Consider the following 17,072-nt stretch of genomic DNA (forward strand, 5'->3'; position numbering starts at 1 on the left):
ATTTTCTTTTTCGAACAAAAAGAGCAAAAATAAAAACCTTCAACCCAATGGATCGAAGGCGAAAAACAGTGTTTGTCTTCCTGGTTCAATGCTTGTTTCTTGAAAAACATTTCGACTTTGGCAATGGTTAGCCCCGTGACTTCAGCGATCGTTTTCAAATCCATGCCTTTGGTGTACAATTTGCGCATGATGGCTTCACGCGGTTTGTTTCGCCTTAAAAAACGATTTTACTTTTGATAACGATTGATTGGTGATGCGCGCGATTCTTTCGTAGGACATGCCTTCTTCGCGCAAATTGCGCATAATCGCTTCACGCTCTTCCGCACGTCCTTCTCTACGTCCCTTGTTCTCGGATTTTCTTTCAAATTCTCTCATGATCTCACACATGGCATTCACTCCTTCCGGTTCTTTTTTAAAATACGATACGGCTTCTCTAAGCTCATCATAAAACATGTCATCCGGGTTTGTACAGTGGAAATCATGCATACTTTCTCTTTCGAACACAAACGACAAAAAAGAAAAAAAGAGACTCGAATTTACACATTCAAGCCTCTTTTCCGCTTCCGCCACGCGTCGACATGGGACACCACGCCCGAGCCCAGCGCGCAGCCCGCGACGATCCCGCCCGCTTCCAGCAACGTCACCGACGCCAGATGCAGCGTATTTCCATCCTCGCAAAGGCCGCACAGCAGCGTTTGGTAAATGCCCTTGCCCGGCACAAGCGGAATGAGGGCGCATACGAGAAATACCGTCACCGGCGCCTTGAGGGTGCGCGCCAGCGTTTGCGCCAGCACCGTCACGCAAAACGCGGCCGCCAGCATCGGCGCCATCGGGCTGCTCGTGTACAAACGCATCCACACGCACACAAGTTGTCCCAGCGCCCCGCAAAGCGCCGTGCACAGCAGCTTTTTTCCTTCCAGATGATACATCATGCCAAAGCCGAGCGCGCCAAAAAACGCGCCAATGATTCCCGTCATACGCCACCTCGCAGGGCGAGAACCGCCAGATTGCCCAACGCGATCGCCGCGGCCGTGACGATGGCTTCCGCCAGCCGCGACGTGCCCGAAATCGAATCGCCGTTGACGATGTCCCGGATCGCGTTGGTCAGCAGCATGCCCGGCACGAGGATCATGAGCGCCCCGAGCAAAACGGGTTGGGCGCCCAAGCCAAGCCCGGGACAGACCAGCGCGCACGCGGTCATGAACGCGCTGCCCGCCATGTTTTGAAACGCGCTTGAAAACCGCGAACCCCATGTCCTTAACAAAAAGGCGCAGCAACCGCCAATCCAGCCGGCCGCCAGCGCCTCAACTCCGGTCGATCCAAACAGCGCCGCGAAACCGGCCGCCGCCACGAACGCCCCCACACTGTACCGGCCCGTCGAGGGACCCGGACTCGTTTCCACCTTTTGAAGCTGTTCGTAAAGCTCTTCCAAAGCAAGCGAGGAAACGTTTCGCGACAACGTGTTCACCGCGTCGATTTTGCCCAAATCCGTCGTCTTCACGCCGGTGCGTTTCATGTTGTGCACCATTTCCCCGTCGTACGAAAACGAAATCATCAACATCCCCGGCGTGACGTAGGAATCCGTCACCTGCGCGCCATACGCTTCGCACATACGCCGCATCGTGTCCTCCACCCGGTGCGTTTCCGCGCCGTTTTCCAAAAGGATCCGGCCGGCCAGCACGACAGTTTTCGCCAACCGCGTCTTCATCGGATCAAGGATAAAAACGACGTGCCGTTTTCCGGCGCCTCGACGCCAAAGTAGTCGCAAACGCTCGCACCAACATCCGACAGCGTCTTACGCAAGCCCAAATCGACGCCGCGCTTCGGACTGTGGACGAGCAGCGGCACGTTTTCACGCGTATGCTTGTTGTGGCCGATATCCGGATCGTTGCCATGGTCCGCCATGACAACCAGAACGTCGTCCGCTTTGAGCATGTCCACGATTTGCCCGATCTTCCCGTCCGCGATCTCCAAAATACGCTTGTAGCGCGCCGCGTCCTGCGAATGGCCGGCCAGATCGGTTTCCTGCACGTTCGTGCAAATGAAGCCATGATCCATCGTCTTCATTTCCTCGATCGTCAAGTCGAGCACCTCGGCCGTGTCCACCCACGACACCGACTTGCCCTGCTCGTTGTGGACGATGTCCGCCACTTTGCCAAACAGCGAAACCGGGATCCCGGCCCGCCCCAAAATCGACGGCGCCTGGACGCTCGGATCGACGCCATAGCCCAGATGGCGACATTCATAGCCCTGGTCGTACGACTTCGTCGCCGAAGCGAGCAAGCCGATATACCGGCCCTCCCGCACTTCCTCGGCCTTTAATATATCGTCGATCGTGTTGCCGGTACCGCCAAAAGCGATGACCCGGTTGACGACCGCCACGTTTCTCACAAGCCGGGCGATGTCCATCTCCTGTTCAAACGGCAGGAAATCAAGCGGCGCGGTGCAGTTGTACGCCATGCCCAAATCGGAGTCGATGTTGTCGGCCACCGTGCAATAGCGATCCACCAGCAAATATTCCAGCCCCGGCTTGCCCAGCCGCTCGACCATGTGCCCGTGCTCCTTCAGCGTTTTCTCGATCGCGTCGATCTTTTGCTGGAAGTCGTGGACTTCCGGCTTGCGCGGCTTCGTGCCCATGATTTCCTGATGGCCCTGGAACGTGTCGGCGCCAAAGTGCATGAGCTCGCTTTTGCCAAACGTCGCGTCCGGCGAAAACTTCATGCAGGCGCTCTCTCTGCCAAACGCGTTCATCAGCCCGAGCGCCTCGAGATTGGGCAGCTTTAAATCCGGAAAGTCATGCAAAATACTGCCCAGCGTGCTGCTCGTCTCGTCGCCCGGACGGGCGATCGTGGCGTCCCGCATCGCCTGCATCCCAAATCCATCCAATACGATTACGATAAATCTTCCCATGTTTGGCTCCTTCCCTGGCTGTCAAACAGCCCGGCCAGCCGCGGCGTTCCGCCAGCCAGTCCTTCCACCAGCGCCACATGGCTGCGGGTCACGAAAATCTGGAACCGGAACGCCATGCACACCGGCGCCGAAACCGGAAATTCCTGTCCCAGCTCGAAATAATAGTCGATGCAAGGCAGCTCCGGCGCGATGACATCCGCCACGACCGCGTTGGCCAGATTGGTACCGACCAGCGCGTGCTTCACGTGCGAGCGCCGGTAGTGCCCGCCCCCAAAACAATACGCGTGGCCCCGGAAGTTGTGGGACACTTCCGACATGTAAACGACACATGGCACTTCCGGCTCGTTTCGTCTGGCGTGCAGCGGCGTAGTCCCCGACAAGCCGTGCCCCGGCTCCGCGCTCGTGATGTCCGGATAGGCGCCCATCGCCTTCAGCGTGCCTACGCACGTCGCCGACGGGGCGTTCACATTGATGGTTTCCACCCCGTGCCGTTCCAAAATGACCCGGGCCGCCAGCAAGGTGTCGAGGTTGGGCGTCGGATTCGCCTCGCCCGTTTGCTCGTCGACAAGAAAGCACGGAAACGACGTGACGCCGCCGATGCGCACGTGATCGAGCGTCTGGATCTGCTCGACGACTTCATCGAGCGCGTCGAGCTCGAACCCGGCGTGCTGCCCGCTATACAGCATGTCGTCCGGACCGACAACTTTGAGCAGCAGCTTTTGCGTCTTGCCCTGTCTGGCGGCTTCGGCGTCGATCTCGCGGATCTTTTCCATCGTGAACACCGTCATGTACGTTGGCTCGTAGGCGACGATATCCTTTAAAAAGCCGCGCGGGATTTGCACGAGGTGTCCGACGTTGCAGATCGGAACGCCATGGTCCATCAAAATCTTCGCTTCGCGGAAATCAACCGCCACCGCGCCCGGATAGCCCAGTTCGACGAGCTTTTTGGCCAGCCACGGATTGCGTCCGACTTGCTTGAGCATGAAGTACAGCGCGATGCCCTGCTCGTCGGCTTCGTCCAAAATCGCTTTCGCGTTGGCGAGAAACCGATCCACGTCGACAACATACGTATCGGGCAGGATCGCTCCCTCACCCAGAAGCCGCAACCCTGTTTCCACGAGTTCGGGATTTCGTTCCACCATTTTCTCTAGAAACATACATCCTCGCTTTCCAGCGCCGATTTCAAAATTTCAATGATCGTATCCGGTCCGGTGCGGTTCGGATTAATGCGGATCATACGCTGTTCGCGCGTCGGATCCTCCTTGCGGAACGTTCCCGACACCCGGTAAAACATCGGCGCGATCTCGTACTTGGATTCCGCGCCGACCGGGTTTGGCAGCGCGCCCAGCTTTTCGGCGCGCGCAAGCACCTGCTCGGCGACCGGTTCGTGAAATTCCACGATCAGCACCTTGGATTGGGCGTTGGCGATAAACGCGTCCTTGACTTGCGGCAGTTCCTGCACTTTGGCCAGCAGCGACTCGATGACCTGGGCCTGGATGGCCAGGGCGACCGGCGCGTTGACAAGGCCGCGCAGCACTTCCATCGCCTCCCAGCCCTGCGTCTGGCTGCCGCCGGAATAATGCTCGCGGATCAGGGCGTCGATGTATTTCTTTTTGCCGACGATGCAGCCGATGCCTTCCGGTCCTTGCAGCTTGAACGTCGAGAAGCACGAAAGATCCGCCCCGCACTGGGTGCCGATGCGCTCCACCTTCATGACCGCGTAGTTGTCGTCGGTCACGATCGGAATGTCCTTCTGGCGCTTGATCGTATCCACGACTTCCTTCATGTCGTAGCAATCTTCCGGCACCTGGCGCGTGTACTGGACAAGGGCCGCCTCGATGTCGGGATTTTCCTGCATGACGCGCTCGATTTCCTTTGGATCGTTGAAGTCGGCCGCGATTGGCACGAGGCCGAGCATGCGCACGGACGTCTCCGTCGTGCTGTAGATCGGGGCGGTGTGCACGAGCAGCTTGCCGCCCGGCTTTACCGTCGAAAACAAGGCGTAGCGAATGGCGCCGGTGCCCGATCCGCGTACGAGAATCGCAGCTTCGGCGTCGAAGAAGCGGGCGATGGCCTGCTCGGCTTTCAGCGTCGTTCTCGGCTTGTTCAATCCGGGCACGACGCCCAAATCGCCGCGCGTCAGGCTTTCCGTTCCGGTGAAGGTTTTGGTGATGGCGTCGACCATCCGGAATTGAAAGTCCCGGGCCTGGTCCAGCGTGATGCTTTCGAGTGGATACGTTTTCATGGCTTACCTCCTAAAATGCGGTTTGGTGTTTTTTCAAGCATCTGTTGGATGGATGCTTCCTTCATATGCGCCTGTCTGAGCATGGGCACGAACGTGTCCACCAAATAGGCGTATCCCTTTCCTCCAAATTCCTTCAGCTGCGACTTGCGGGTGATGTCCTGCGACAGGACGACGTGGTCGATCAGCCCTTTTCGCTCGAGCTCGAGCAGCATCGCCACGCGGCGCTCGTCGGGCAAATAGTTCGTCTTGCCAATCGTGTCGAAGCCCACGTTCACGCCAAGGGCGAGCACATCCAAAACCGCGTCCAGATCACCGCCCAGGTCCATGTGTCCGATAATGACGCGGTCGGGCTCGACGCCGCGCTCCACGAGAAACCCCGCCTGCTCGAGGGCGAGCGTGGACAACGTGGTATGCGTCGTGATGGGGGCGCCCGTCGCCTTGTGGGCGAGCACGGCGGCCTCGAACACATGGCGCTCGCTTGGACGCCACTCGTTTTTGGACGTCCCGATCTCGCCAATGACCTCCGCGCGGCCGCTTCGCAAATCGTCGATCATCATCGCGGCCATCGCCTCGACGCTTTGCGTCGCCTCGATCGCGGGAATGAACGGCTCTTTGTAGAAACCGGTCGAGCGCACGATGCGAACGCCGGACGCCTGTTCGAGGCGGGCGATCCAGTCCAGATCGCGGCCCATGCCGACGTTGGTCACTTCCAAAATCCTCGTCACGCCTTTGGCGCGCAAGTCCTTGAGCTCGGCCAGCGTTTGCTCAAAGCAGTCCAGACACGTGTCCGGATCGCCTTTGACGACCGACAAGTCGAGATGCATGTGCTCGTGCATCATCGTGAAGCCACTCAATGGTTCCATACGAAGCCTTTTTCAAAATACGCGTCGGGGTCGCGGAAATAACGTTCAAGCAACGGATCCGGAGCGCAGGCAAGCCGCTTGGCGACGGCGAGCATGTCCGCGATCTTTTCCGGATTCGAGGCGCAAAACAGCGTGAAGCCGCTCGAGAGTTCCGGCCCGGGCACGGTCAGGGCGCTCGCCTTGACCATGTTGGCCACGCGAAGCAGCGTCTTGCCGCTCTTGTTTTGCAACGCCTCCATTTCGGCGTCAAAGTGGCCAAGCACTGTGTCGCCCAGTCCGTAAAAGTCGACTTTGGCGTCGAAGCCGAGGAACACGTCGCAGGCGGCGATCTCCTTCGTTAAAAACTCGATCATCGGCTGGCGTTCGTTGCCAAATTCGGGCATCGCCACCGCCTCGATGGCAAGACCGGCGTCAACCAACGTGCGCCGGCTTGCTTCAGGCAGCGAGTCGACCAAGCCTTGCGGCGCGTGGATGACGATCGGCTCTTTGGGTTGGGGCAGTTCCAGCGTGGCGCGAATCGCCTTTTCCATCGTCGGCAAGTCGCGGGTGATAAAACCGAGCGACGGGTAAAATTCAATGTTGTCGGTCGATTTCTTCGTGTATTGTTTCATGTGCTCGCAAGCGAGCAGCGGGCTGATGAAGCCAAAGCAGTTGACGGCCATGGCCGGGGCGAGCACGGAGCCGCCGCCGTCGGTGCCGACGCCCAGATCGTTAATACCGTAAAACACGTTGAGCGCGGTGCCGCTCGAGGATCCGGTCATTGGCTTTCCGGTGATTGGGTTGGCCAACGCGTAGTCGACGGCCCGGCCGTTGTGGCTGTGCTTGTCGAGCGTGTGCAAGACGAAGCCGGCGTTTTCGAGTTCATGAACGAACGAGGCCGGGATCTGCCGGACGTTTTTCACACCGAGATACCGGGTGTCGTTGTCGTCCTCGATGGCGTCGAGCGCGCCGCAAAACACGTGTTCGACCGCGCGGCCCGGGTCCTTTTGCGCCAGCAGCGTCTTTTTGGCGTACGCTTTGATCCGGCTCATTTCAGCAGCACACCCATGATGACAGGGATGACGGAGGCGGCCGCTTCCGGCACGAAGCCAAACGCCGTCTTGCCGTCGGCGATGGCTTGCGCGATTTCCTCGTCGCTGAGCACTTTGCCGACCATGGCGACCGGCACGCATTTGCTCATGCCGTTGAGCGCGATGGCCATCGAGAGCGCGCCGCCCGCGCCGGTCTGGCACGAGCCGAAATAGTAATCGGCCTGGCCGTTTTTGAGGGCCATGGCGGCTTGCAAGTCGCCCATAACTTTCACTTCCACTTGTCCGTTTCCGTATTTTTCGATCAATTCCGCGTTTTCATTTTTGTTCACGGCTCCGCCTACGACGATTTTCAACATGATATTTCCTCCTTTTGATTTCTTTTTATATTATGTATTCGCTAAACAATGACCGCCAAACCAAGGATCTTGATAAGGTTGGCGACGATACCCATGAGAATGGCGACGATCGGACCGACCGCTAGCGGGATGAGCATCGGCTTTTTCGCGGTTTTGTTGAGCATCCAGATGATCATGACTGCCATCGGGCCGACCGAGCCGAGTCCGACTTCGTTCATGATGGCGAACGACGACGTGAAACCACCGACGAGCAGCGCGAGCTCCAGGATTTTCGACATCGCGTCGCGGATGTGGTCGCCCAGTTCGCGAAGTGCCGGGAACCGGTCGAGCAGGCTGCCGATCGTACCGAGCAAAACGATTTCCAGACACATGATGATCGCGCCGACCACGAAAGCCAAGAGCGGTTCCATCGGCATCGTCAGACCCATCGCGGCGACGAAGAGACCGCCGGCGATGCTGAAGTACGAGCCGGCTGGCGAGAACACGCCGGTTACGATCGCGGTCGTGTACACGAGTGGAATGTAGCCGATGGCGCGTACCATCGCGACAAGCGCCGCTTCTGCGAACGAGCCGTTTTGAGCCAGCGGACCCGAGATGACGTCGGTGGTCAGGAAGCACTGGGACGCCGCGCAGGCGAACAGGCCGCCCATGATGGCGAACAGCAACCAGTTTTTCTTAATAACGTCGATGTTGGCGCTGAAGATATTGGTCAGGTTGGCGCTTTCGGCGTCGGTCTTCGTTTTGACGGCGAAGACGATCATGACGATTGTGCCGACAAGCATCGCCATCCCTGGCGCGTTCAATGCCAGCGTGAACTCACCGATTTGGAACACGCCAAAGCGCGCGACGAGCAAATAGCCAACCAACGTGATGACGGCGGTGATAATTCCTTTTTTGATGCCGTTCTGGTATGCCACGACAAGTGCCGGGAACACCGCGAAGGTCGCTACGACGTAGTCGGCCACGCCGGCCAGCTGCGGCAGGAAGTTGACCGGGAACATCGAGAAGAACGCCTGGATCGAGGACATGAACGTGACGACGAGAATGCCCCACAGCGCGCCGACGACGGCCGATAAAATAAATCCTTTTTTATTGTCCGGGAACCACGTACCGATGATGTCGCCCATCAGCAAATACGTGTGGATGATGACGATTCCCATCGCGATCGAGTTCGTGAACGCGAACCCGATGACCAAGCCGATACTGACAGCGAACGACGTCGTCGCCAGCGTCTTGCGATCCATGTTTCCGTTGAGATATTCCGTATACACCGGGCGGAACCCGTCGTTGTACACGGCGATGTTGCGATTCGCCAAAACGGCGGACATCGCGCCGATTAATGCAGCAATGATGTAGTTGAACATAAGCACTCCCTATTTGTTTTTATTTTCGTTCACAATGTTAAGCAGATGAATCAGAATAAACTGTTCTTCTGTGGCGGACAGTCCGGAAGCGGTCAATGACTCCAGCTCTTCCAGAAGCAGACGACAAATTTCAAAGTCCGGATTTTTATAAATTTCAGCAACGGCTTCCTCGTGCAGTCCTTCGATGACTTCCTCGTTTTGGCGGCGTTCGAGCGCCATCGCGTAATGGGTCACGAACATCTCGATTTTTTCGCTCCAACCAAACCGCTCCGTTAAACACGCGTCGACTTTACGCGCTTTTTCGCATGTATCCTGCGCAATCAAACCCGAGGATAGCAGAAGTTCTAAACGATCCATAGGTACCTCCTTTGTATCAAAAACGAGAAATATATAATATTTTGTATATTTGGTTTAAAAAAATTTTATTCGCTTCTCTCTCCAGTATTTCTCTCCTTTCACGAATATACAAAATAATTTATATTTACAGACCTATCATATCCACGCCCCCTTTTCTTGTCAAGCTTGGCACTCTAAAAAAAGAAAAAGTCTATCCAAACGCTTTGCCGGCACCCATTTTCCACAAATGAGCCACAGTTCAAGCAGTTTATTGCTTTTTTTCGGAAGTATTTTGTGAAATTGTATCTTTTAAAAAGTCAGAGGCACTTTTTTTTGAATTTCTACGTATATAAAAGGCAGGAGGTATAAATTTGACAAACACAACCAACATCCAGTATTTGTCCATGCTTGAGCGCTTCACCTTGTTTAGCGACTTTTTCATGCACGCCGTCTTTTCGCATAGTCGAAAAGCCGTGCAGCTTCTTGCGCGCATCGTGACCGGGAAAAAAGATTTGATCGTCGTTGAATGGGGTCTGGAAGTCAAAAAGGGATTTCCGTTTTTTCGAAACGACCGCTATGATTTGTTCATCATCGACCAGTATGGTAATGTCTACAACATCGAAATAGAGAACACGCTTCAATCCATTGGCAAGCGCGCGTTTCACAATTTGAGCGTGCTCGTCGCCCAGGGCTTGAAGCCGGGACAAAAACACAAAAAACTGCAAGAGAACTGGGTCGTCTTTTTGACAAGGAAAGACTTTCTCAAGCAAAACGAGCCATTTTACAACTATCAGTGGCGTGAGGACAGGAGCAGGCAAAAGCTGAAGACGGGTGGTCACATCCGCATCGTCAACGGGCAGTATCAGGGAAAGGACGCATTGGGAAAGCTGATGCATGATTTCCACTGTACAAACCCGGATGACATGTTTTATGATGAGCTTAGAGAAGCCGTATCGTATTTTAAAAAGGAACCGGAAGGAGTGAATACCATGTGTGAGATCATGAGAGAATTTGAAAGAAAATCCAAGAACGAAGGACGCAGAGAAGGACGTGCAGAAGGACGGGCCCAGGAACGTCAAAAGGCAAAGAAGTGCACCGAAGCCATTATGCGCAATTTGCGCGAAGAAGGCATGTCCTACGAAAGGATTGCGCGAATCACCAATCAATCGCTATCAAAAGTAAAATTGTTTTTTAAGACGCAACAAACCGCGTAACAAGCAGGCATCATGGCATACGTCATGATGCTTTTTGATGAAAATCTTCTAGTGTACAAACCCGGATGACATGTTTTATGATGAGCTTAGAGAAGCCGTATCGTATTTTAAAAAAGAACCGGAAGGAGTGAATGCCATGTGTGAGATCATGAGAGAATTTGAGAGAAAGTCCAAGAACGAAGGCCGCGCTGAAGGACGGGCTCAGGTACGTCAGAAGGCAAAGAAGCGCACGGAAGCCATTACGCGCAATTTATATGCCAAAGGCATGGATTGCCCCACGATCGCCGAAGTCACGGGACAAACCAGCGCCCAGGTTGAAGCCTTTTTCAAAGCGCGATAGCTTGAATAAAAAGCCAGACGGAAACGCTTTGTCTGGCTTGTTTTTATGTCTGTCAATAGCTTGGAATCAGCTTGCCCTCCATCACGAGCTGCTGGTTGCGGCGCACGGTGTTTGTATGAATCAAATCGTCAATGATCGCCACCATTTCCCGCCGGGCCCGGTTTACGACAATGACGGCCTCGGTGTCTTTGTCGTCATCAATGGACAGCCCGAGATAGTTCATGTCATACAGCTTTTCCTGGATCTCGTCCATGTTCCATACCGCGGCGTCGATTTCGCCGGACATGACTTTTTGCAAAATCTGGGTATATTCCACGTTCACGAACCGCACGTTTTTCCCGACGCAGGCGATTTCCGTCATTTTCTTTTGATCGACCGACGACTGGTCGACACCAATTTTCATTCCATCGACCACTTCCTTGACATCCGGATCGTGAAACGCCAAAATGTGTTGCGACAAATACGAATACGGGCCAAAGCTTTTCACGATTTCGATATCCATGCCGGCCTCGATCATTTGCTCCGCCGCGTACCGGGAAACGATTGCGAAATCATACCGGTCGCACAGCACCATCGACATCCGGTTTTTCGAACCGCGCATAAACGCCAGCGAAACCGGAATGTCGTACCGGTTTTCCAAATCCGCCACCAAACCGGTCGCCAGTCCTTCGTACCGTTTCGAATACGGCAGGGGCATCACGCCCAAAATGTGGGAGATCCCCGCGATTTCCAGCAGCTTGCGCACGTCTTTTTTCTTCAAAATCGTTCCCGACTGTCCATGCGCTTCCAATGTGACCGCGCCGCTTTTTTGAAGCAGCTTGATCGCGTTTTGCACAGTGCCCCGCGCCAAATGGATCTCGTTGTTGAGCTCCGTGACGGTCGGGATCCGCTCGCCTTCCTCAAAACAAAGCATCCGCTTGGCCAGCGTTTTTGTGGAAAGCCCGTTTTTACTGTATAAAAGATTTTGAATATCCATTTTGTTCACCCCTTTTTGCGGTTGTCCTCCCCTTCCGCGACCATTGTACCGGTCTAATTATACATATTTATGTATATTTTGTAAACCCGCGAGCTTTCCGATCGTCAACGCTCTTTTAGCGCCTCCAGACAATGATAGGCGAACCGAATCGTCGGATACGCTTCCTTTAGCTTTTGGCGCGACGCCTCAAGAACGCTTGCGTCTTCCTGGGCGTACGTGTTGTTCTTTGTCAAGCCATGCTCGCCCGCCGGCAAAAACTCGTAGGCGTTCGTCACGCTTTTTCGATCCTTGCGCGCCAGTTCCACTTCCGTTTGGATTTGTCCGATTTCGTCGCGCCGGTTGTAGTTCATCACGATGATCCCGTCGCACGCGTTTTGGATCAGCGAGTCCAAAAGCGTCGTTCCCACCGTCTGGTCGAAATGGTATGGAATGCACAAAAGCAGCTCCAGCCCGTTTTCCTCGCAAAGCCGGTACGCGCTTTCCATGTTTTTCAAATACTGGGCGAACACGCCGCGCGGATCCGTCTTCCACGCCGTGCTCAAATACGGTTCCACATCCAAAACGACACCTGCCAGCTTTTCCTTTTGGTCTTTGTTGTAGGTTGCCGCCGCCTGAATCGACGCCCGCATCGGCTGCTCGTATTCGGCAAACGACCAGTCCACTTCCCCCATCAAAGCGTACGTCTGCACGTCGCGCGCCGATAAAAACGCCACGAACCGCTCCACGGCGGCGAAGTCGTTGAACTCCATTTGCTGATACACCGCCGAAATGCCGCGCTCTTCCAGCACGACTTCCAATTCCGGCCACGCCGAAGGATCGACCTCGCCCGGATTCCACGAAAAGAGCGACGCCTGTTCCTTTGGCGAAGCGGCGCAGCCCGCCAGCGCCAGCCATCCGCAAAGAAAAAACAGGAAGCCGTTTCGCACCCACTTCCTGTCCATCTCATTCCTCCTCGCCCGGCGTCTGCATCCGGGCAATCGAACCCCACTCGAACTTCTTTTTCCGGAACCGGAAAAGGGCGCTGATCCGGGCCGCCAGCACGATAAAGCGCGTAAAAAACACTTCGACGACCGCCATCACGCAAACCCGAACGATGTCCCGGCGGCTCACGTACACGTTTTGCGAATACACCCGCGCCAAAAACGCGCTGATGCTCATGAAAATGCCAAAAAAGAAGTAAATCAAAAAGAACCACACCATATACGTCATGTTGATGACGTTCAAAACGAGCGCGAACAACGTGACGAACACGCCGGCCACTTCGATTATTGGCGCTAAATACTCGTAAAACAAATAATACGGATACGAAAACCATCCCAGCACGCCATAATCGAAGGACATCCACATTTTCCAGTATTTATTCAAACACTGGATCAAGCCGATGTGCCAGCGCCGGCGCTGCCCGAAAATGTCTTTCACCGTCGTTGGCGCCTGTGTCCAGCACACCGCCTGCGGTACGTATTCAATCGTGTATGGCTTTTTGTTTTGGCGAAAATACGAATGCAGCTTCATGACCAGCTCCATATCCTCGCCCAAAGAATCGGTCGCGTAGCCGCCCACTTGCAGCACCGCCTTTTTCTGAAACAAGCCAAAGGCCCCCGAAATGATCAAGTTGCCATTGAACCGGTTCAAAAAGAGCCGCGAGCCTAAAAACGAACGATCGTACTCGAGCATTTGCGTTCCCACCAAAAGATGGTACGGGATCCTGTACTCCACGATTTTGCCATCGCGCATCAGCGCGCCATTGATGATCCGGATCAATCCGCCGCACGCCACCACGTTTTCATGCGCCATCACGGGCTTGACGATTTCCGTCAGCGAGTCGGTTTGTAGCACCGAGTCCGCGTCCATGCACAAAAAATACGGATACCGGGACGCGTTGATACCCGCGTTCAAGCTGTCGGCCTTGCCGCCGTTTTCCTTCATGATCAACGTCACTTCGACGCCCCTGACCGTTCCGGTGTACACAAAGCGGATGGGCTGGCAGGGCAAAGTTTCCTGCATTTGCATCCGCGTGATTTCCAGACCGTATTCCTTAATGAGTTTCGCGGCCGTTTGATCGCTGGAGCCATCGTCCACCACGATAATTTCATACGTCGCGTATTCCAGCGCGACGAGCGACTCCACCGTTTTTAAAATGGAAAGCTCCTCGTTGTGCGCGGGAACGAGAACGGAAACCGGAATATCAATCGGGCCAAGATCGTCGACTTTATACCACTTTCGCTGATGCATCTCGTACAAAGCGAGCGAGCCGGAAACGATCGACGCGAAAAGAAAGGTCGAATACACGGCCAGATACGCGATAAAAAACCATTCCACTGCATACAGGATTTCCTGCACGTCCATTACGCATGCCCCCTTTCCATTTGCTTCCACGCCTCGGTCGCGTTTTGATGGACATACCAAATCGGATCGTGTGTCAGCGTCCGCACAAGCGCGCGGTTTTCGGCGCTTGGAAACGCCGCGAGCACCTTGACGCCAAGCGCCGCGTACCGCCAATCCATCGTTTTCCGCTCCAGAAGCAGCTTGCGGACGACTTCTTCCGCCTCGATGGACGGATACTTGATAAAATACCGCAGCGCCTCGAGCCGGACTTCAAGATTTTCGCTTCCATTTTCCAAAATCCGCAAAATATCCCGCTTGTACGGCCCTTTTTCCTTCCGCGCGTATTCCAGCAGCGCGCAGCGGATTTCCGGATTGTACTCGTTTTGGTTTTTCAAAAGAAGCAAAAGCAGCTCGTTTCGCGAGCCGGCATACCACATCAGCGCGTTCGTGGTCACTTTGCTGTAGCAGTAAAAACCTTGTTCGGTCATGACTTTCAGCGCGTCGCTCAACGCCTCCGGCATGCCCATGACCGCCAAAGCCCCTAGCACGTTGTACATTAAAAACATGGAGGAGCGATCCATCAGCCGGATCATCGCCGCCGCGAAAGCGGCCGACTTTTGGTCCGCGTTGATGCCGTATTTCATCACGAGCCGGGCATACATCGTCTTTTCCGTGACGCCCATCTTTTGAATCGGTACAATGAGCATCATGTATTCCGCCTCGTACTTTTGAAAGTAGGCGCGCACAAGCGCCGGATCGTACGCTGCGACTTCCTTGAGCTCCTCCTCGAACCGTCCCAAATACCGGACCATGGAAAACCGCCGGATCCGTCTTCGCTCGGCGCGCGTGCCTTTCTCCGTCAGCGCCTTGCGCAAGCGCGCCCGCCCCGCCTGAAGAAGCCGCCTGGCGTTTTCACGGTGCCGGCGCTCCCGTTTCAGCTGCCGCAAATACACCAAATTGAACACCGCCAGCATCAGGCTGAACACCATGTACACAAACAGCAAATTCAACAATCCGTATCCCATGTCATTCGCCTTCCTTCCACGCTTCCTGCACGATGGCGTACGACGCCTTCAGCCTTTCCTCGTACGCGAAGTTGCGTGTCCATCGCGGCAGCTTGATCGCGTACAAATGGATGTCCGGGTGCGCCGCGTTGCCCATTCCCACATACAATTTGCCAACCGGCAGGCTTTCGATACCATAACGCAAATAATAGTCGTCATGCACGACCGCCTGGTTTGGCGCCGAAAAGTTGAGCAGCTGCCACGGCAGACGAATTTCCGTACACCCGTTTGCCGTCGCGAGATCCCGGCCTTCGACCAGCTTTCCGGCTTCCTCGGTCAGCGAAAAATTTCGCAAAGCGTTCGCGTCGTCGACGATGGGATCCGCCAAAATCGCCTCGATTGGCCCGAATTTCGGCTCGTGGGCTTCCGGCACCTGAATCGAGTACGCGTCCTGTCCGCGAATGTTCTGGTTCCACGCCGCCCGGGCGCTGTCATAATACGAGTGCACGAGCAGTCTTGCCTCGGTCGGGCTTTCAAACACGAGCAAAAAATCCGCGTCGCGCGCGAACGAAAGCGCCCCATCCTCGGTTTGGCTGGCGCCGCTGTTGGGCGTCACGTCCAGCGGAATCGTCACCGGAAACTGCACGTCGGGATTCCAGTTGATTTTAAAGTACACCCCTTCGGCGTCGAATTGCGCAAACAGCGTCCCGATCTTGTTTTCGAACACTTTCTCGCTGGCTGTCCATTCGGTTTCCTGTCCGTCAATCCAAACCGGCCCGTTTACCCCGAGCGGCTTGAACGCCATAAGCCCAAACCCCTGAGCCTCGGTTTGGATGTCGTGCCAAAACGGCTGCTGTTCGTCCTTCGTATACGGGCTCGTGTTCCAGTCCGTACGCGACCAGTTGTCCTGCCACGCGGAAAGCACGATGCCGGAAAGGCCGGAATCCAGCGCATTCGTATACAGCCGGACAATCGCCTCGCCTTGCTCGGCCTCGCTATGGGACGCACCGCCCTTCGTCGTTCCCCGGGCGCTGGAATCGCCGCAATTCACCAGCACGACCGGCTTTTGATAGTACGCTTCCAGCAGCGCCAAGTACCGGTCGGCGCGCGGACGCTCGTCCACGAGCGCGAGCAGCGGCGCCAGTCGTTCTTTTTCGCCAGCCGTCAAATCGTTTGTAAAATCATGCCCGTAATCCGCATAGTTGTACGCCACCAGCATTCCGCCTTTAAGCTTCGGACCCGCCTCGAAGTGCTGAAAGTCGATTGTCGCGCTTTTCTGGATTTGCGCCTTGTACAAAGTTTCGAAGTCGAACGGGTCGGTATTGAGCTGCGTGGTTGGCGCGATCAAATGCTGCTGGCCGTATTTGTCCGACTCGTATTGGCAAAGCCGGTCCATCACTTTGGCTAGAAGCCACTCAAACGGACTCGCGTCCTCGCTCGTGCGCACGTATTTTCCCGCATACGGGCCCGGGAGCTTGCTGTGGTGGTCCGTGTACGCGATCGTGTCCGGTTCCCAGCGGCTGCCGATTTCAAACGCGAGCACCCAGGGCGACACGTCGCTCGTGTACACGCCATGCCCTGACGTTTTGGCGTACGGCAAAAACTCCCGGCCGTGAACGACGTCGACGCATCGCTTGGCGTTGCGCAGCAAGGCGTTGTAAAAGTCGTTGGACCACGCGTTGTCGGCGCTGTTTTGGGCGTAATCCGTCACCGGCACGACTTGAATCAAATACAACGGCGCCTGGCCGCTGGCGGCGCGTGTGGTGTTGAATTCGTACAACGCGTTGTAAAAGTCGGGATCGTAAATGTTGTTGGCGCGAATCGTGTTGGCGTTCATCGCCGCGATTTGCTCGAACCACGTCTTGTATGTCGCCTTGTCGACCGCGTAGTCGGTATCGTAGTATCCCGGCAGGAAGCTGTCGACTTCCACGCCTTTGACGACGAAGCGCTCCTGGCTGCCGGCGCGCACGATGTCCGCCTTTTCCGTATAAAAGTTGGACGTGACCGCGCTCGCCTTGCCTTTAGGCAAATACGCCTGGTTCCATGCGAAGTAAACGGCCACCGCGCCCAAAAACAAGCAGGCGATCCAAATCAAATACCGTTTCATC

At 55.6% G+C, this 17,072-nt stretch carries 18 protein-coding genes; 2 read left to right on the plus strand and 16 right to left on the minus strand.

Features of this window, described 5'->3' with window-relative positions:
* Window positions 1–195: 195 nt before the first annotated feature.
* From ABNS49_RS06835 to ABNS49_RS06885, 11 genes are read right to left on the minus strand one after another with little or no spacing between them, the layout of a single operon-like run.
* The gene (locus ABNS49_RS06835) at window positions 196–570 is read right to left on the minus strand and encodes a hypothetical protein (protein ID WP_290092268.1); all 375 of its coding nucleotides are present in this window, start codon (window positions 568–570) and stop codon (window positions 196–198) included.
* Complete coding sequence (locus tag ABNS49_RS06840; protein ID WP_135981167.1) at window positions 537–977, minus strand: threonine/serine exporter family protein; 441 nt, start codon at window positions 975–977, stop codon at window positions 537–539. The genes ABNS49_RS06835 and ABNS49_RS06840 overlap by 34 nt, the downstream gene beginning before the upstream one ends.
* Window positions 974–1,708, minus strand: coding sequence for a threonine/serine exporter family protein (locus ABNS49_RS06845; protein WP_135981166.1), 735 nt, complete (start codon window positions 1,706–1,708; stop codon window positions 974–976). The genes ABNS49_RS06840 and ABNS49_RS06845 overlap by 4 nt, the downstream gene beginning before the upstream one ends.
* Complete coding sequence (locus ABNS49_RS06850; protein WP_135981165.1) at window positions 1,705–2,910, minus strand: phosphopentomutase; 1,206 nt, start codon at window positions 2,908–2,910, stop codon at window positions 1,705–1,707. The genes ABNS49_RS06845 and ABNS49_RS06850 overlap by 4 nt, the downstream gene beginning before the upstream one ends.
* Window positions 2,892–4,067, minus strand: a complete 1,176-nt coding sequence (locus ABNS49_RS06855) for a YhfX family PLP-dependent enzyme (RefSeq protein WP_135981164.1) — start codon at window positions 4,065–4,067, stop codon at window positions 2,892–2,894. The genes ABNS49_RS06850 and ABNS49_RS06855 overlap by 19 nt, the downstream gene beginning before the upstream one ends.
* Window positions 4,058–5,155 (minus strand): aminotransferase class V-fold PLP-dependent enzyme, encoded by a 1,098-nt coding sequence (locus ABNS49_RS06860; protein ID WP_135981163.1) that lies wholly within the window; start codon window positions 5,153–5,155, stop codon window positions 4,058–4,060. The genes ABNS49_RS06855 and ABNS49_RS06860 overlap by 10 nt, the downstream gene beginning before the upstream one ends.
* Window positions 5,152–6,018 (minus strand): phosphotriesterase-related protein, encoded by an 867-nt coding sequence (locus tag ABNS49_RS06865; RefSeq protein WP_135981162.1) that lies wholly within the window; start codon window positions 6,016–6,018, stop codon window positions 5,152–5,154. Before ABNS49_RS06865 ends, ABNS49_RS06860 begins: the two co-directional genes overlap by 4 nt.
* Window positions 6,006–7,049 carry an amidase family protein gene (locus tag ABNS49_RS06870; protein WP_135981161.1) on the minus strand — a complete coding sequence of 348 codons (1,044 nt, stop codon included), beginning with the start codon at window positions 7,047–7,049 and terminating at the stop codon, window positions 6,006–6,008. The genes ABNS49_RS06865 and ABNS49_RS06870 overlap by 13 nt, the downstream gene beginning before the upstream one ends.
* The gene (locus tag ABNS49_RS06875) at window positions 7,046–7,405 is read right to left on the minus strand and encodes a DUF2620 domain-containing protein (RefSeq protein WP_135981160.1); all 360 of its coding nucleotides are present in this window, start codon (window positions 7,403–7,405) and stop codon (window positions 7,046–7,048) included. Before ABNS49_RS06875 ends, ABNS49_RS06870 begins: the two co-directional genes overlap by 4 nt.
* Window positions 7,406–7,446: 41 nt before the next feature.
* Window positions 7,447–8,769, minus strand: coding sequence for a YhfT family protein (locus ABNS49_RS06880; protein ID WP_348688113.1), 1,323 nt, complete (start codon window positions 8,767–8,769; stop codon window positions 7,447–7,449).
* A gap of 9 nt (window positions 8,770–8,778) precedes the next feature.
* The gene (locus ABNS49_RS06885; RefSeq protein ID WP_135981158.1) at window positions 8,779–9,126 is read right to left on the minus strand and encodes a hypothetical protein; all 348 of its coding nucleotides are present in this window, start codon (window positions 9,124–9,126) and stop codon (window positions 8,779–8,781) included.
* Window positions 9,127–9,476: 350 nt separating this feature from the next.
* Between ABNS49_RS06885 and ABNS49_RS06890 the strand changes: the two genes are divergently transcribed.
* Both ABNS49_RS06890 and ABNS49_RS06895 read left to right on the plus strand, forming a co-directional pair.
* Window positions 9,477–10,319: a hypothetical protein gene (locus ABNS49_RS06890; RefSeq protein ID WP_289116529.1), complete on the plus strand. Its 843-nt coding sequence runs from the start codon at window positions 9,477–9,479 to the stop codon at window positions 10,317–10,319.
* 70 nt (window positions 10,320–10,389) lie between these two features.
* Complete coding sequence (locus ABNS49_RS06895; protein ID WP_289116221.1) at window positions 10,390–10,659, plus strand: hypothetical protein; 270 nt, start codon at window positions 10,390–10,392, stop codon at window positions 10,657–10,659.
* Window positions 10,660–10,711: 52 nt separating this feature from the next.
* Here the strand turns inward: ABNS49_RS06895 and yhfZ are convergent, their stop codons facing one another.
* From yhfZ to ABNS49_RS06920, 5 genes are all read right to left on the minus strand, one after another.
* Complete coding sequence (yhfZ, locus tag ABNS49_RS06900) at window positions 10,712–11,635, minus strand: GntR family transcriptional regulator YhfZ (protein WP_135980127.1); 924 nt, start codon at window positions 11,633–11,635, stop codon at window positions 10,712–10,714.
* 104 nt (window positions 11,636–11,739) lie between these two features.
* Window positions 11,740–12,576 (minus strand): hypothetical protein, encoded by an 837-nt coding sequence (locus tag ABNS49_RS06905; RefSeq protein ID WP_135980126.1) that lies wholly within the window; start codon window positions 12,574–12,576, stop codon window positions 11,740–11,742.
* Between the two features lies 1 nt (window position 12,577).
* Window positions 12,578–13,981 carry a glycosyltransferase gene (locus tag ABNS49_RS06910; protein ID WP_135980125.1) on the minus strand — a complete coding sequence of 468 codons (1,404 nt, stop codon included), beginning with the start codon at window positions 13,979–13,981 and terminating at the stop codon, window positions 12,578–12,580.
* Entirely contained in the window at window positions 13,981–14,985 is a 1,005-nt protein-coding gene (locus tag ABNS49_RS06915; protein ID WP_135980124.1) for a hypothetical protein, read from the minus strand. Before ABNS49_RS06915 ends, ABNS49_RS06910 begins: the two co-directional genes overlap by 1 nt.
* Window position 14,986: 1 nt before the next feature.
* Window positions 14,987–17,071 carry a hypothetical protein gene (locus ABNS49_RS06920; RefSeq protein WP_135980123.1) on the minus strand — a complete coding sequence of 695 codons (2,085 nt, stop codon included), beginning with the start codon at window positions 17,069–17,071 and terminating at the stop codon, window positions 14,987–14,989.
* Window position 17,072: the final 1 nt, after the last annotated feature.

Source organism: uncultured Dubosiella sp. (assembly GCF_964018005.1).
Classification (GTDB): Bacteria; Bacillota_I; Bacilli_A; order Erysipelotrichales; family Erysipelotrichaceae; genus Dubosiella; species Dubosiella muris.